The following is a 15,389-nucleotide window of genomic DNA, read 5'->3' on the forward strand; positions in this document are numbered from 1 at the left end:
CACAAAAAAGGCAGGCCAACATGTCAGACGAAAATACCTATCAGCCACCCAAAGTGTGGGAATGGAAAAAGAACGGCGGCGGCGCGTTCGCCAATATTAACCGTCCTATCTCCGGTGCGACGCATGAGAAAGAGTTACCCGTGGGTTCGCATCCGCTGCAGCTCTATTCTCTGGGCACACCAAACGGGCAGAAAGTGACCATCATGCTGGAAGAGCTTCTGGCGCTTGGCGTGACGGGTGCCGAGTACGATGCATGGTTGATTCGCATTGGTGAAGGCGACCAGTTCTCCAGCGGCTTTGTTGAAGTGAACCCGAACTCGAAAATACCGGCGCTGCGTGACCACTCCACGACACCGCCCACGCGCGTATTTGAATCCGGCAGCATCCTGCTCTATCTGGCAGAGAAGTTCGGCCATTTCCTGCCAAAAGATCCGGCGGGACGTACGGAAACCCTGAACTGGCTGTTCTGGCTGCAGGGCGCGGCCCCGTTCCTCGGCGGCGGTTTCGGCCACTTCTATAACTACGCACCGGTGAAGATTGAGTACGCGATTGACCGCTTCACGATGGAAGCCAAACGCCTGTTCGACGTGCTGGATAAACAGCTGGCGCGTAGCCGCTACGTGGCCGGTGAAGAGTACACCATCGCCGATATGGCGGTCTGGCCGTGGTTCGGCTGTGTGGCGCTGGGTAGCGTGTATAACGCCGCCGAGTTCCTCGACGCTGAGAAGTACACCAACGTTCAGCGCTGGGCGAAAGATGTGGCACACCGCCCTGCCGTGAAGCGCGGGCGTATCGTTAACCGCACCAGCGGCGAGCTCAACGAGCAGCTCCACGAACGCCACGCGGCGAGCGACTTCGAGACCAATACGGAAGACAAGCGTCAGGCGTAATTCTCTGCCGGGCGGACCACCGCCCGGCAACAGGGATCCCTGCCAGGGGCATGATTTGCTTAAGGGTTGAGCCGGTATTACTGGCACTATGCGGACGTTTTTCTCAGGTCAGATGACGAGAAAAGCGGACTCAACCGACAGCAGTCACAAAGGATTTGTTATGAAATTGATGAAAACAGCGCTGATTATCAGCACCCTGATCTTTTCCACTTCTGGTATGACGATAGATAAAACCGCCGCCGGTGCAGTGGCCGGTGCAGCAATTGGCGCAGCCACGGGCAAAGATTTGAAATCCACGGTAGGCGGTGCGGTCGTTGGCGCGGGTACCGGTGCGATGTTCAAAAACGGCGACAAAGGTAAAGCTGCGCGTAAAGGCGGCGCGGTGGGCGCCGTGGTGGGCGCAGGTGCTGCAGCGGTAACAGGCAACAGCGTACTGAAAGGGGCCGCCGTCGGTGCCGGCTCTGGCGCACTGATTGGTGAAGCCACCCACTGATAAGCGGCGGGCGGCGCTCCGTTTGGCTCGCCTGCATTTAATCGAAAAAAAGGCCGCACACGGCGGCCTTTTAGCAGTGTTTATGCCGAGAGGCGGAATTTCTGCACCGACCGCTGAAGCTCTTCGGTCTGACGTTCAAGCGCGGAGGCCGCTGCCGAGACCTCTTCCACAAGCGAGGCGTTTTGCTGTGTCACGCCATCCATTTGCGTGATAGCAATACCCACCTGCGAAATCCCCTTACTTTGCTCCTCAGACGCAGACGCGATTTGCTTCATGATGGTCGTCACTTCCGTCACATCACGCAAAATGGCATCCATGGTGGTGCCCGTGTCGCCCACCAGCTTTGCGCCCTGCTCTACGCGGGAAACGGAATCGGTAATCAATCCCTCAATTTCTTTTGCCGCGTTGGCGCTGCGGCTTGCCAGGTTACGCACCTCGCCGGCCACGACGGCAAACCCACGTCCCTGCTCGCCCGCACGCGCCGCTTCCACGGCAGCGTTGAGCGCCAGGATATTGGTCTGGAAGGCAATGCTGTTGATCACATTGGTGATTTCAGCAATCTTCTTCGAGCTCTCAGAAATACCGCTCATGGTGGTCACCACCTCTTCCACCAGCGAGCCGCCGCGGCTGGCCGTTGTTGACGCCACATCCGCCAGCTGGCTGGCCTGACGCGCGCTTTCCGCATTCAGCTTCACGGTGGCGGTCAGCTGTTCCATGCTGGCCGCCGTCTCTTCCAGTGCGGCGGCCTGCTCTTCGGTACGGGACGAGAGATCGTTATTACCGCTGGAGATCTCCGTCGCGCCGCGCCAGATATTCTCGCTGCCGGAGCGAATAGAGCTCACCGCTTCTCGCAGGCTATCCTGCATCGCGCTCAGCAGGGGAACCAGTTGCCCCACGCAGTTGCGACCGAACGGTTCAATCGGTTGACTGAGATCGCCCTGGGCAATCTGGCGGAACTGCTGGCGAATGCGAGCCAGCGGTTTTACCAGCATCGCCACCAGGTAACGGTCGGTGAAGAGCAGGATTAACAGGCCAATAATCGTGGCGGTGATAATCACCGTGCGGGTCATGCTGGTCAGGCTGTCTACGACGACTCGGGTGCTGTCGAGTGCCCGGGCGGCCGCGTTGTTAAAGTTCTCCGCAGCAGCACCAAACGCACGACTCAGCGGAGGGGTGATGTTATTCGCCTGCTGACGGTAGCCCTCCAGAGAGGACTGCTTCGCCTGCTGCATTTGCGGCGTTACGCCCTGCTCAAGCAAAGCCTGCCAGCTACCGATCACCTGAGCTGAAACTTGCTCATCCATCGGTCCTGGTGAGATTGCCTTCATCTCAGCCAGTTTCTTCCCCATATTGTCCAGCGCCTGCTGGGCAGGGGCCAGGTCCGGTGTGCCACCCGCGGCTTTCACTTCCATCGCGCGACTCAACCGGGTTACAAAGCGAAAATACTGATCGTTACCCTGACTGAGTATGGTCATCTGTTTGACCAGCTGGCGATCCACCTCATTGCCCTCTGATACCCGTGACAGAGACCAGGTGCTGTAAAGCCCCACGCCCGCCCACATTAAACAAAAGATCCCGAGAATCGTCAGCATGACGAAACGGATCGTGAAATTACGCAACATATTCATAAGTCTTCCTTGCCGTGAGGGTGAATTCGCCCAGAGGCGAGTACTACTTTCGTTATCGGCAGAGAAAGCGGAAATTATAACCTTTTGTGATTATTTTTGATTAGCACGACTTCACTGGTAGCACAGCAGAAGTTAATCATTCCCGGCGGTCAGGCATGTCATCGCTTATCAACAGGATTTGTGATTTGATAAGCACAGAATGAAAACGTTGTTTCGAAAATTCATCGACAAGAAAGGAGACATCATGTCCTGGCACCCTTACCCCGCCCGCTACGAAAATATGCAGTACCGCTACTGCGGAAAAAGCGGCCTGCGCCTGCCGGCACTGTCGCTTGGTCTGTGGCATAGTTTCGGCCACGTACAGCCTCTCGACTCTCAGCGGGCGCTGTTGCATAAAGCCTTCGACCTCGGCATTACCCATTTCGATCTTGCCAACAACTACGGCCCGCCGGCGGGAAGCGCGGAAGAAAACATGGGTCGTCTGCTGCGGGAAGATTTTGCCGCGTATCGTGATGAACTGATCATCTCAACCAAAGCAGGCTATGACATGTGGCCGGGGCCGTATGGGTCGGGCGGGTCGCGCAAATACCTGCTCGCCAGCCTCGATCAGAGCCTCAAGCGCATGGGGCTGGAGTATGTGGATATTTTCTATTCTCACCGCGTGGATGAAAATACGCCGATGGAAGAGACCGCCGCTGCGCTGGCCCAGGCCGTGCAGAGCGGTAAAGCGCTGTATGTTGGTATCTCCTCCTACTCCACAGAGCGCACCCAGAAAATGGCGGACCTGTTACGTGAGTGGAAGATCCCGCTGCTTATCCACCAGCCATCTTACAACCTGCTCAACCGCTGGGTCGATCACACCGGCCTGCTGGATACGCTTGAGAAAAACGGGGCGGGTTGCATTGCGTTTACGCCGCTGGCGCAGGGTTTGCTGACCGGAAAATACCTGAACGGTATTCCTGAAGATTCTCGTATGCAGCGTGAAGGCAAGAAGGTGCGCGGTCTGACGGAAAACATGCTGACTGAAGCCAACCTGAACAGCCTGCGTTTACTGAATGAGATGGCACAGGCCCGTGGTCAGACGATGGCGCAAATGGCGCTGAGCTGGCTGCTGAAGGATGAACGCGTGACATCCGTACTGATTGGTGCGAGCCGTCCGGAGCAGATCGAAGAGAACGTGCAGGCCCTGAATAACCTGCGCTTTAGCGACGATGAGCTGAAAAGGATTGACCAGCATGTTGCGGATGGGGAATTGAATTTGTGGCAGGCATCGTCGGATAAATAGCGCGGTCTGTCGCACTCACGCCCCCCCTCTCCCCTGGGAAGAGGGGGGGGAAATTACTTCTTACTGATCTTATCCAGATACCCCATCACGAACGCAGACAGCACAAACGTCAGATGGATAATCACATACCACATCAGTTTGTTGTCCGGGACATTCTTGGCGTCCATGAATACGCGTAGCAGGTGGATAGATGAGATCGCCACAATCGACGCGGCCACTTTATTCTTCAGCGACGAGGCATCCATTTTGCCCAGCCAGTTGAGCTTCTCTTTGCGCTCGTCGATATCGAGCTGAGAGACAAAGTTCTCATAGCCGGAGAACATCACCATCACCAGTAATCCGCCCACCAGCGTCATATCCACCAGCGAGAGCAGAACCAGAATCAAATCTGCTTCGGCAATGGAAAAGATGTTCGGCAGAACATGCAAGATTTCCTGGAAAAACTTAATCGTCAGCGCAATCAGCGCCAGCGAAAGGCCAAAATAGACGGGTGCCAGTATCCAGCGAGAGGCGTACATCGCGTTTTCAAAGAAGCGTTCCATAAAGTCCTGTCTGCAAACGAAACCAGCGCCCAGTATATCTCAACGGCGCTGACTGTTTGCAACAACTCACTCGTTGTACGTTCAGACATTGTCAGGATTGACGTCCGGGCGCGCATACTCCGGCCAGACCAGCACCACCAGTTCCGGATACGCCTCCAGGCTGAACTCACGAAAACACTGGCGCAGGTTTAATACGTCCAGATCGGAACAGGAGACCTTCTCACCGTTAAGGCAACGCTTTTTGATATTGTCATAATATTTATACACTGCGGAATTCAGGTCGCTGCAGCGGCGCTGCGCTTCAAACAACCCAGGCGTGTCATTAATTTCCGACATTTTCATTCGCTTAATTGTCGCGTGCAAAAAGTCGATATATTCATGGTTCACCCGCCAGTACCAAACCGGTGTAACCGAGTTCATCAATACGGAGAAATGGTCTTCACCTTCCTCTTTTGTCATCAGTTCAGGTAGCGGAGGTTCACTGGCGTCTTTCGACACTTGCGTTTTATTGAACTCCTGCATCAATAAAAGAACACCAGCGGTCAGTAATAGTAATGTGATGACCGTAAAAAAAATGCTGTTCATGGGTAGGCTCCATTTTTTTTGATTTTAAAATTGCCTCATGATATTGTCAACGAATCTCACGCCTTTACCAACCCCACCCTGTTGTAATTAAAGGAAATTAAAATGCTGCCCGACTACCTCGTCCCGGCTAAGTACCACATTGCGCCTGTGGAACAGCAAACGACGGAAGCAGAAAAAGAGGCTAATTTCACTCAGGGGAAAAGAAAGCTCTCTGATTACGAGTCTGACATATTAATAGGCGTTTCTCGCACCGGTAAATCCCGTAATATGTTACTGGAAGAGCACGACCGTCATATAAAGGACCGGTTATTTCGCGCCGTTAAAATAGAAGCCTTTGTCCACCTGCTGAATGACCTGCAGGCCGAAGGTGAAATAGATGCCCAGAAACTAAGTCAAATAATCGCGGAAAAAACCAAAGAAATAAACGAAGCCGGCAATGAAATTTGGCTTAATCTAATTACGCGTGAAACCAACAACCCTATTTTTTATAACCTGGGGGAAGAGTAACGTGAAAGAAATTAAAGATAACGACGTTTATTTGGCTTTAGATAACAAAAAAAGTGATGAATTTATCTTAAAGCAAAATCTCGATGCACTGCGAAACACAAAAAATGCCGAGATGACGCGAATAACTCAGGACCTGGTATCGATCCCGGCGACGCTGGTACGCCTGAAATGGCATAATCGCCGCGAGATTTATCCTCTGCAGGTGAAGGAAGAGATATACGGCGCGGTGATGAATACCCTCATCGAACAGCGGCCTGAGCTGAAAGAGAAGCTTCTCGGGCGTCTGGAGGCCAATTATCAGTATCTGCTCGCCAGAGAAGTGGCCACTCTGCGTCTGACGCGCAAACTGTCCGACGGCGAGTACCGCACGTCAAACGTCACCTGCGTTGCGCTTGATGAAGACGCGCTGGCGTCCCACGCGCCTGCGCCTGCGTCCACTGAGACAAAAAACTGATCGCCCGACACGCATAAAAAAAGCCGGCTTTCGCCAGCTTCTTTGTTATTTCGCGGCCGCTTTCTCTTCGCCGACCAGCCCAATCTTGAGATAACCCGCCTGATGCAGCGTGTCCATTACCTTCATCATGGTTTCGTAATCGACGGTTTTATCCGCGCGGAAGAAAACCGTGGTGTCTTTCTTGCCGCCGGTGAGCTGATCCAGCGCCGGGATAACAGACTGATCCGTCACCGGGTCGTTGCCGAGGAACATCGATTTATCCGCTTTCACCGACAAATAGACAGGTTTCTCAGGACGCGGCTGCGGCTGGCTGGAAGAGGCTGGCAGATTCACCTTCACGTCGACCGTCGCCAGCGGCGCAGCCACCATGAAGATAATCAGCAGAACCAGCATGACGTCGATAAACGGCGTCACGTTGATTTCATGCATTTCGCCGTTATCGTCCAGATTTTCGTTAAGACGCATCGCCATACAATCAACCTACGCGCAGTTTAGACGCCGCATGCACCGGTTTAACGGAGCTGGCATTGAGGTCAAGATCGCGGCTTTGCAGCAACAGCACCTGCGCGGCGACGTCACCGAGCGTGGCTTTATAGTTGCCAATCATACGCGCGAAGATGTTATAGATGACGACCGCAGGAATAGCCGCGACCAGACCGATTGCGGTCGCCAGCAGCGCTTCGGCAATCCCTGGCGCAACCACCGCCAGGTTGGTGGTCTGCGTCTGCGCAATGCCGATAAAGCTGTTCATGATGCCCCAGACCGTACCGAACAGACCGATGAACGGTGAGATCGCCCCGATAGTGGCCAGATAACCGTTACCGCGGCCCATATGGCGGCCAACGGCAGCAACGCGACGCTCCAGGCGGAAGCCGGTACGTTCTTTAATGCCTTCGTTATCTTCACTGCCTGCGGAGAGTTCCAGCTCGTTCTGTGCTTCGTTGACTAACAGGGTGGTCAGGCTTTTTCCATGGAAGGATGAGGTCATGTCTAAGGCCTGATCCAGGGAGCGGGCTTCAGCCAGTTGTTGTTGTTCCCGCTTGAGGCGACGCTTCTGCGACAGCAGTTCGACGCTCTTACTGAAGAAGATAGCCCAGGTGATCACGGACGCCAGAACCAGGCCGATCATCACAATCTTAACCACGATGTCAGCATGATGATACATGCCCCAGACGGAGAGATCCGTCTGCATCAAATTATTACCCACTCTGTATCTCCAGGACGCAAATCACAAAATCTGACCGTAATAATATCAAAACGTCGTCGAATTGATAGTAGTTCTCATTAGTATTTACATACTGCCGTAATTTTCGTTCACTTTCCTTGCGCTTACGCAGTAAAAATTTCTTATGCGTATTATTGCTAATATTTTCTGCTTATTCGATAAGCCCCCGGGTGCAGATTTTTACAATCGTGGTAGTCTGGACGTCCAGACGTATAAAAACAGGGTTAGCGAACATGACAAAGAAGCATCTTGATACCACGCTGGTACAGGCAGGACGCAGCAAAAAATACACTCAGGGATCGGTCAACAGCGTGATTCAACGCGCCTCCTCACTGGTATTTGATACCGTCGAGGATAAAAAAATCGCCACGCGCAACCGCGCCAAAGGCGGGCTGTTCTATGGCCGTCGTGGCACGCTAACCCATTTTTCACTTCAGGAAGCCATGTGCGAACTGGAAGGCGGCGTGGGCTGCGCCCTGTTCCCCTGTGGTGCGGCGGCAGTCGCCAATACCATTCTGGCGTTTGTGGAACAGGGCGACCATATCCTGATGACCAATACCGCTTATGAACCAAGCCAGGATTTTTGCACCAAAATCCTCAGCAAGCTCGGCGTGACCACCGGCTGGTTCGATCCGCTAATTGGCGAAGGTATCGCTGAACTTATCCAGCCGAACACGCGCATTGTGTTTCTGGAATCCCCAGGCTCTATCACCATGGAAGTGCACGACGTCCCGGCTATTGTGAAAGCAGTGCGCAGCAAAGCCCCCGAGGCAATCATCATGATCGACAACACCTGGGCGGCGGGCGTGCTGTTCAGGGCGCTGGAATTCGACATTGATATCTCTATTCAGGCAGCGACCAAATATCTGATTGGCCACTCTGATGGCATGATCGGTACTGCGGTATCCAACGCGCGCTGCTGGGATCAACTTCGGGAGAATGCCTACCTGATGGGCCAGATGGTGGATGCGGATACGGCCTACATGACCAGCCGCGGTATCCGTACGCTGGGAGTGCGCCTGCGTCAGCACCATGAAAGCAGCCTGAAGGTGGCCGAATGGCTGGCCCGGCACCCGCAGGTCGAACGCGTTAACCATCCGGCGCTTCCGGGCAGCAAAGGCCATGAATTCTGGCAACGTGACTTTACGGGCAGTAGCGGGTTGTTCTCATTTGTTCTTAAAAAACGGCTCAGTAACGACGAACTGGCGAACTACCTGGATCATTTTACCCTTTTCAGCATGGCTTACTCCTGGGGCGGGTTTGAATCCCTGATCCTGCCTAACCAGCCGGAGCAAATTGCGGCCCTGCGCCCCGGTGGAGAAGTGGATTTCAGCGGCACGCTGATCCGACTGCATATTGGTTTAGAAGATGTTGACGATTTAATTGCGGATTTAGCGGCAGGGTTTGAACGTATCGTGTAGAGTGCATGCTGAAAATGTACTCCCTGGACGCTTTTGTGAACACTGCCACCAGAAAAGTCTGCATTAGTTGCGCCCGCGATCAAACCCCACGGGCGAATTAGGGAGTACAATAGCGCTATATCTGCATCTGCTGTTCCACAGGAAAGTCCATGGCTGTTATTCAAGATATTATTGCGGCGCTCTGGCAACACGATTTTGCCGCGCTGGCGGACCCTCACGTTGTAGGTATCGTCTATTTCGTGATGTTCGCAACCCTGTTTCTGGAAAATGGATTACTGCCAGCCTCATTTTTACCCGGTGACAGCCTGCTTTTACTGGCCGGGGCGTTAATCGGTAAAGGCGTCATGGACTTCACGCCGACGATGGTCATACTTACCTCCGCTGCCAGCCTCGGTTGCTGGCTGAGCTATCTGCAGGGCCGCTGGCTCGGCAATACGCGCGTCGTGAAAGGCTGGCTGGCGCAGTTACCGCATAAATATCATCAACGTGCGACCTGCATGTTTGACCGCCACGGTCTGCTGGCGCTGCTGGCCGGGCGTTTTCTGGCGTTTGTTCGCACGCTGCTGCCGACCATGGCAGGCATTTCCGGGCTGTCAAACCGCCGCTTCCAGTTCTTCAACTGGTTGAGCGCCCTGCTGTGGGTAGGCGTGGTGACCACGCTTGGCTACGCGCTGAATATGATCCCCTTTGTGAAACACCACGAAGACCAGGTAATGACCTTCCTGATGATTCTCCCGCTTTTCCTGCTGGTCGCGGGACTGCTCGGGACGATTGCGGTCGTGATTAAGAAGAAATACTGCAGCGCGTGATATAAAAAAGCCGGGTGACGTTACGCTTACCCGGCTGGACTCTCCCCTCAGGTCCCCTGCATCATTCTGATGCGCGACGCATCTTCCCCCGGCGTGACGCCGAAGTAACGCTTAAACTCCCGACTAAACTGCGACGCACTTTCATAGCCCACCCGCATCGCCGCCGCGCTGGCCTTCATGCCATCGTGGATCATCAGCATACGAGCCTTATGCAGCCGATAGGTTTTGAGATACTGCAGCGGCGAGGTGCTGGTCACCGACTTAAAATTATGATGAAACGCCGAGACGCTCATGTTTGCTTCCGCCGCCAGCTGGTCAACGCTCAGGTTTTCCGTGTACTGGCTTTCGATACGCTTGAGCACGCGGCTAATCAGGCTGAAGTGCGTCTGGCGGCTGACCAGCGCGAGTAATGCCCCACCGCCCGGCCCCAGCAGCACATGGTAAAGAATTTCGCGGATAATCTGTTTGCCCAGGATGCGTGCATCCAGTGGCCGTTCCATAACGTCGAGCAGACGCTCAATGGCGCAAAGGATCTCCTCGGATAACGTCGCGGAGTTAATCCCGCTCGCGGGCATCGACGGCCGGAACAATGCGTCCTCGCCAATCTCCATCAGCAGCTCCTGCAGCTGAAGGATATCGACATTTAAACGAATGCCCGCCAGCGGTACCGCTTCTGTCGCGAAAGTTTCACATTCGAAGGGTAAAGGTACTGTGAGCAGCAGATATTCATTGGTGTCATACCGGAACACGCGCTCATTGATATAGCCAATTTTATGGCCTGAAAAGAGAAAAACGATGCCCGGCTGGTACATGACCGGTGTGCGTGTCCCTGGCTGCGTCCCATACAGAAGACGAATGTCAGGCAACATGTCACCGACGCCATTTTCTTTATCAATCAGTCTTTTAATCTGCGCAGTAAGCTGGAGGCAGATCGCTTCACGGTTCATTTTACGTTACTCCGGCTACGGTTTCCGACGTTAACAGTGTGCGCAGTTTACCGTGTTTTCTCCAGCGCTCTGTAGAAATGGGCAAGACATCGGCAGGAATGTGCATTGAGAGGATAGCCCCGGACGGCCACAATGTGCAGCATCAGGTAGCCTTCAGCGCCACCACGGTTTTTCACCCACATAAGGGAACGAGCAATGAATAATTTTAATCTCCACACCCCAACCCGCATTCTGTTTGGTAAAGGCGCTATCGCCGACCTGCGCGCACAGATCCCCGCTGACGCCCGCGTACTGATCACCTACGGTGGCGGCAGCGTGAAAAAAACCGGCGTACTGGATCAGGTTTACAGCGCGCTGGAAGGTCTGGACGTGCGTGAGTTCGGCGGTATCGAGCCTAATCCGTCTTATGAAACACTGATGAACGCGGTCAAGATCGCCCGTGATGAAAAAGTCACCTTCCTGCTGGCAGTCGGCGGCGGCTCCGTTCTGGACGGCACCAAATTCATCGCCGCTGCGGCGCACTACGCGGACGGTATTGACCCGTGGCACATTCTGGAAACCCGCGGCAGCGATATCAAAAGCGCGATCCCAATGGGTTCCGTGCTGACCCTGCCTGCGACCGGTTCTGAATCCAACAAAGGTGCCGTTATCTCCCGTAAAACCACGGGTGATAAGCAGGCCTTTATGAACGATCACGTTCAACCTGTATTCGCCATCCTCGATCCGGTTTACACCTACACCCTGCCTGCACGTCAGGTCGCGAACGGTGTGGTCGATGCGTTTGTGCACACCGTTGAGCAGTACGTTACCTACCCGGTGGATGCCAAAATTCAGGATCGCTTCGCGGAAGGCATTCTGCTGACGCTGATTGAAGACGGCCCGAAAGCGCTGAAAGAGCCGGAAAACTACGATGTGCGCGCCAACGTGATGTGGGCGGCAACCCAGGCGCTGAACGGTCTGATCGGTGCCGGTGTGCCGCAGGACTGGGCAACCCATATGCTGGGCCACGAACTGACGGCCATGCACGGTCTGGATCACGCGCAAACGCTGGCCGTCGTCCTGCCTGCACTGTGGAACGAAAAACGTGATACCAAACGCGCCAAACTGCTGCAGTACGCTGAGCGCGTGTGGAACATCACCGAAGGTTCTGACGATGCGCGTATCGACGCGGCTATCGAAGCAACCCGCAGCTTCTTTGAAGGTCTGGGCGTGCCAACGCGTCTGTCCGGCTATGGTCTGGATGGCAGCTCCATCCCTGCCCTGCTGGCGAAACTTGAAGAACACGGTATGACCCAGTTGGGCGAGCACGGCGACATTACGCTGGAAGTGAGCCGTCGTATCTACGAAGCGGCACGCTAAGCGTTTTTGACATCCCGCCTTTCGTTTTTTGACATTTCGTCCAGACTTAATGCACATCACATCGTCGGGGGTTCCCTCCGACGATGAGCACCTGAAGGAGGAAAAATGGCAAACCAAACCGTAATCAAGCTGCAGGATGGCAACGTGATGCCCCAACTGGGGCTAGGTGTATGGAAAGCCGGTAACGACGAGGTCGTCTCCGCCATTCATAAAGCACTGGAAGTCGGCTATCGGTCGATTGATACCGCCGCCGCGTACAAAAATGAGGACGGCGTGGGTAAGGCACTGGCCAGCGCTGGCATGCCCCGCGACGACCTTTTCATTACCACCAAACTGTGGAACGACGATCAAAAACGCCCCCGCGAAGCCTTGCAGGAGAGTCTGGACAAACTCCAGCTCGATTTCGTCGATCTCTATCTGATGCACTGGCCAGTCCCGGCTATCGATCACTATGTTGACGCCTGGAAAGGGATGATTGAGCTGCAGCAGGCAGGGCTGGTGAAAAGCATCGGCGTGTGTAATTTCCAGGTTCACCACCTGCAGCGCCTGATTGACGAGACGGGTGTCGCGCCGGTTATCAACCAGATTGAGCTGCACCCGCTGATGCAGCAGCGTCAGCTTCACGCCTGGAACGCCACGCACAAGATCCAGACCGAGTCCTGGAGCCCGCTGGCACAGGGCGGTGAAGGGGTGTTCGACCAGAAAATTATTCGCGATCTCGCGGATAAATACGGCAAGACGCCGGCGCAAATCGTTATTCGCTGGCATCTGGACAACGGCCTGGTGGTGATCCCGAAATCGGTCACGCCATCGCGTATCGCTGAGAACTTCGACGTCTGGGATTTCCGCCTGGATAAAGATGAACTGAGTGAAATTGCGAAGCTGGACAAGGGCAAGCGTTTAGGCCCGGATCCCGATCAGTTTGGCGGGTGAATAAAAAAACCCCGGCTCGCCGGGGTTTTTATTTTTTACGCTTTACGTTTCACGGGTTTCTTCGCACTGGCGTTACCGTTTGAACGCTGATGCACAATCGGCGTGTGCTTGGTCAATGCCGGGCGCGTATAGCGGTTCTGGCGGCGCGCTTCACGCATCTCGTCAAGCGTAGGCGCAGGCACCAGGCAGTCGCGGCGCGAGCCGATCAGATGCTTTTTACCCATATCTTCCAGCGCCTGACGGATCAGCGGCCAGTTAGCCGGATCGTGGTAGCGCAGCAGTGCTTTATGCAGACGGCGCTGTTTGTCCCCTTTCGGCACCACCACATCTTCACTCTTATAGCCAATTTTACCCAGCGGGTTCTTGCCGGTGTAATACATGGTTGTTGAGTTCGCCAGCGGTGACGGATAGAAGTTCTGCACCTGATCCAGACGGAAGCGACGCTGTTTCAGCCACAGCGCCAGGTTCACCATGTCCTCATCGCGCGTGCCAGGATGCGCGGAGATGAAGTATGGGATCAGATACTGCTCTTTACCCGCCTGCTTCGAGTAGGTGTCAAACAGCTCTTTAAAGCGATCGTAGCTGCCCATACCCGGCTTCATCATCTTGGACAGCGGGCCTTCTTCGGTATGCTCAGGGGCAATCTTCAGGTAGCCACCCACGTGATGCGTCGCCAGCTCTTTGATGTAGCGCGGATCTTCCACGGCGATATCGTAACGCACCCCGGAGGCGATCAGGATCTTCTTGATCCCTTTCAGGTCACGCGCACGACGATAAAGGTTGATCGTCGGTTCATGGTTGGTATCCATGTGCTGACAGATATCCGGGTACACGCACGACAGACGACGGCAGGTCTGTTCCGCGCGCGGTGACTTACAGCGCAGCATGTACATGTTCGCAGTCGGGCCGCCCAGATCGGAGATCACCCCGGTGAAGCCAGGCACGGTATCGCGAATGGCTTCGATCTCATTGATGATCGAATCTTCGGAGCGACTCTGAATAATGCGCCCTTCATGCTCGGTAATGGAACAGAAGGAGCAGCCGCCGAAGCAGCCGCGCATGATGTTTATTGAGAAACGGATCATCTCATACGCCGGGATTCGGCTCTCGCCGTATGCCGGATGCGGCACGCGTTTGTACGGCAGCGCGAAGACGCTGTCCATCTCTTCGGTGGAAAGCGGGATGGCCGGCGGGTTGATCCAGATAAAGCGCTCGCCGTGCTTTTGCATCAGCGCACGCGCGCAGCCCGGGTTGGTTTCGTGGTGCAAAATACGGGACGCATGCGCGTAGAGCACTTTATCGGCTTTGACCTTCTCAAAGGAAGGCAGCAGCACGTAGGTTTTTTCCCACGGTTTCGGGCGCGGCGGCTGAACAACAATAGCTTTCGTTTCAGCTTTCTTTGGCTCTACCGGTTTGTTATCCGCACACGGCAGATCGTCGCCGTACGGGTGCGGGATCGGGTCGATTTTACCCGGCATATCAATGATACGGGAATCCACCCCGCTCCAGCCCGGCAGCGCCTCTTTCACCATGATCGCGGTGTTGCGCACGTCGCGGATGCTGCTCACCGGCTCACCCTGTGAGAGACGGTGCGCCACTTCCACCAGCGGACGTTCACCGTTACCGTAAATCAGCATATCGGCTTTGGAATCCACCAGCACCGAACGGCGCACGGTGTCTGACCAGTAGTCGTAGTGCGCGGTACGGCGCAGACTCGCCTCGATGCCGCCCAGGATAACCGGCACGTCTTTCCAGGCTTCTTTGCAGCGTTGGGTGTAGACCAGCGTCGCGCGGTCAGGACGTTTACCCGCGACGTTATCCGGCGTGTAGGCATCGTCATGACGCAGCTTACGGTCGGCGGTATAGCGGTTGATCATCGAGTCCATGTTGCCTGCGGTCACGCCGAAGAACAGGTTGGGTTTCCCCAGACGCATAAAGTCGTCTTTGCTGTTCCAGTCAGGCTGGGCGATGATCCCCACACGGAAGCCCTGCGCCTCAAGCATACGGCCACAGATAGCCATGCCAAAGCTCGGGTGGTCGACATAGGCATCGCCCGTCACCAGAATGATATCGCAGCTGTCCCAGCCCAGTTGGTCCATCTCTTCCCGGGACATCGGCAGGAACGGCGCCGGTCCAAAGCAGGCCGCCCAGTACTGGGGCCAGGAGAAGAGGTCACGATCCGGCTGGATCAGGGAAATTGCGCTCATAGTGCTTCCGAAGAAAAAATAGACAAAAGGAGCGGGATTATACGCTGTTAGTCCGCCGGATTTGAAGAAAAGGATGCAAGAAGTAAACAGAAAATCCTGGAAGC

16 protein-coding genes are annotated in these 15,389 nt (G+C 55.0%); 9 read left to right on the forward strand and 7 right to left on the reverse strand.

What is annotated here, in order from left to right:
* The first annotated feature begins 20 nt into the window (after positions 1 to 20).
* Both yghU and ACMVME_RS15535 read left to right on the forward strand, forming a co-directional pair.
* Positions 21 to 890, forward strand: a complete 870-nt coding sequence (gene yghU / locus ACMVME_RS15530) for a glutathione-dependent disulfide-bond oxidoreductase (protein ID WP_020883668.1) — start codon at positions 21 to 23, stop codon at positions 888 to 890.
* A gap of 160 nt (positions 891 to 1,050) precedes the next feature.
* Positions 1,051 to 1,383, forward strand: coding sequence for a glycine zipper domain-containing protein (locus ACMVME_RS15535; RefSeq protein WP_068795012.1), 333 nt, complete (start codon positions 1,051 to 1,053; stop codon positions 1,381 to 1,383).
* Positions 1,384 to 1,463: 80 nt separating this feature from the next.
* Here the strand turns inward: ACMVME_RS15535 and ACMVME_RS15540 are convergent, their stop codons facing one another.
* The gene (locus ACMVME_RS15540; RefSeq protein WP_032678967.1) at positions 1,464 to 3,011 is read right to left on the reverse strand and encodes a methyl-accepting chemotaxis protein; all 1,548 of its coding nucleotides are present in this window, start codon (positions 3,009 to 3,011) and stop codon (positions 1,464 to 1,466) included.
* Positions 3,012 to 3,255: 244 nt separating this feature from the next.
* On the opposite strand from ACMVME_RS15540, the gene ACMVME_RS15545 reads away from it, so the two are divergent.
* On the forward strand, positions 3,256 to 4,296 hold the full coding sequence (locus tag ACMVME_RS15545) for an aldo/keto reductase (protein ID WP_032680300.1): 1,041 nt from the start codon (positions 3,256 to 3,258) through the stop codon (positions 4,294 to 4,296).
* Positions 4,297 to 4,349: 53 nt separating this feature from the next.
* Here ACMVME_RS15545 and ACMVME_RS15550 read toward each other — a convergent pair whose 3' ends face one another.
* Complete coding sequence (locus tag ACMVME_RS15550; RefSeq protein ID WP_014171606.1) at positions 4,350 to 4,838, reverse strand: TIGR00645 family protein; 489 nt, start codon at positions 4,836 to 4,838, stop codon at positions 4,350 to 4,352.
* An 81-nt stretch (positions 4,839 to 4,919) separates the two neighbouring features.
* On the reverse strand, positions 4,920 to 5,423 hold the full coding sequence (locus ACMVME_RS15555; protein ID WP_020883663.1) for an ESA_00282 family adhesion-associated protein: 504 nt from the start codon (positions 5,421 to 5,423) through the stop codon (positions 4,920 to 4,922).
* 102 nt (positions 5,424 to 5,525) lie between these two features.
* Here ACMVME_RS15555 and ACMVME_RS15560 point away from each other — a divergent pair, with 102 nt between their 5' ends.
* Together ACMVME_RS15560 and ACMVME_RS15565 are read left to right on the forward strand one after the other, a co-directional pair.
* The gene (locus tag ACMVME_RS15560; protein WP_020883662.1) at positions 5,526 to 5,930 is read left to right on the forward strand and encodes a hypothetical protein; all 405 of its coding nucleotides are present in this window, start codon (positions 5,526 to 5,528) and stop codon (positions 5,928 to 5,930) included.
* Position 5,931: 1 nt separating this feature from the next.
* Complete coding sequence (locus ACMVME_RS15565; protein ID WP_020883661.1) at positions 5,932 to 6,384, forward strand: hypothetical protein; 453 nt, start codon at positions 5,932 to 5,934, stop codon at positions 6,382 to 6,384.
* A gap of 45 nt (positions 6,385 to 6,429) precedes the next feature.
* Here ACMVME_RS15565 and exbD read toward each other — a convergent pair whose 3' ends face one another.
* Together exbD and exbB are read right to left on the reverse strand one after the other, a co-directional pair.
* Positions 6,430 to 6,855 (reverse strand): TonB system transport protein ExbD, encoded by a 426-nt coding sequence (gene exbD / locus ACMVME_RS15570; RefSeq protein ID WP_014171610.1) that lies wholly within the window; start codon positions 6,853 to 6,855, stop codon positions 6,430 to 6,432.
* Between the two features lie 4 nt (positions 6,856 to 6,859).
* Entirely contained in the window at positions 6,860 to 7,591 is a 732-nt protein-coding gene (gene exbB, locus ACMVME_RS15575; RefSeq protein ID WP_014171611.1) for a tol-pal system-associated acyl-CoA thioesterase, read from the reverse strand.
* A 251-nt stretch (positions 7,592 to 7,842) separates the two neighbouring features.
* On the opposite strand from exbB, the gene metC reads away from it, so the two are divergent.
* Together metC and yghB are read left to right on the forward strand one after the other, a co-directional pair.
* Complete coding sequence (metC, locus tag ACMVME_RS15580) at positions 7,843 to 9,030, forward strand: cystathionine beta-lyase (protein WP_025203159.1); 1,188 nt, start codon at positions 7,843 to 7,845, stop codon at positions 9,028 to 9,030.
* Between the two features lie 149 nt (positions 9,031 to 9,179).
* Entirely contained in the window at positions 9,180 to 9,839 is a 660-nt protein-coding gene (yghB, locus tag ACMVME_RS15585; RefSeq protein ID WP_014171613.1) for a DedA family general envelope maintenance protein YghB, read from the forward strand.
* A 47-nt stretch (positions 9,840 to 9,886) separates the two neighbouring features.
* Here the strand turns inward: yghB and ACMVME_RS15590 are convergent, their stop codons facing one another.
* Positions 9,887 to 10,786, reverse strand: a complete 900-nt coding sequence (locus ACMVME_RS15590) for an AraC family transcriptional regulator (protein WP_020883659.1) — start codon at positions 10,784 to 10,786, stop codon at positions 9,887 to 9,889.
* Between the two features lie 195 nt (positions 10,787 to 10,981).
* Between ACMVME_RS15590 and yqhD the strand changes: the two genes are divergently transcribed.
* Together yqhD and dkgA are read left to right on the forward strand one after the other, a co-directional pair.
* Positions 10,982 to 12,145: an alcohol dehydrogenase gene (gene yqhD, locus ACMVME_RS15595; RefSeq protein WP_044857771.1), complete on the forward strand. Its 1,164-nt coding sequence runs from the start codon at positions 10,982 to 10,984 to the stop codon at positions 12,143 to 12,145.
* Between the two features lie 105 nt (positions 12,146 to 12,250).
* Complete coding sequence (dkgA, locus tag ACMVME_RS15600; RefSeq protein WP_020883657.1) at positions 12,251 to 13,078, forward strand: 2,5-didehydrogluconate reductase DkgA; 828 nt, start codon at positions 12,251 to 12,253, stop codon at positions 13,076 to 13,078.
* Positions 13,079 to 13,113: 35 nt separating this feature from the next.
* Here dkgA and ACMVME_RS15605 read toward each other — a convergent pair whose 3' ends face one another.
* Entirely contained in the window at positions 13,114 to 15,285 is a 2,172-nt protein-coding gene (locus ACMVME_RS15605; protein ID WP_414743455.1) for a YgiQ family radical SAM protein, read from the reverse strand.
* Positions 15,286 to 15,389 lie beyond the last annotated feature (104 nt).

This window comes from Enterobacter cloacae complex sp. 2024EL-00711, assembly GCF_047529885.1.
Classification (GTDB): domain Bacteria; phylum Pseudomonadota; class Gammaproteobacteria; order Enterobacterales; family Enterobacteriaceae; genus Enterobacter; species Enterobacter ludwigii.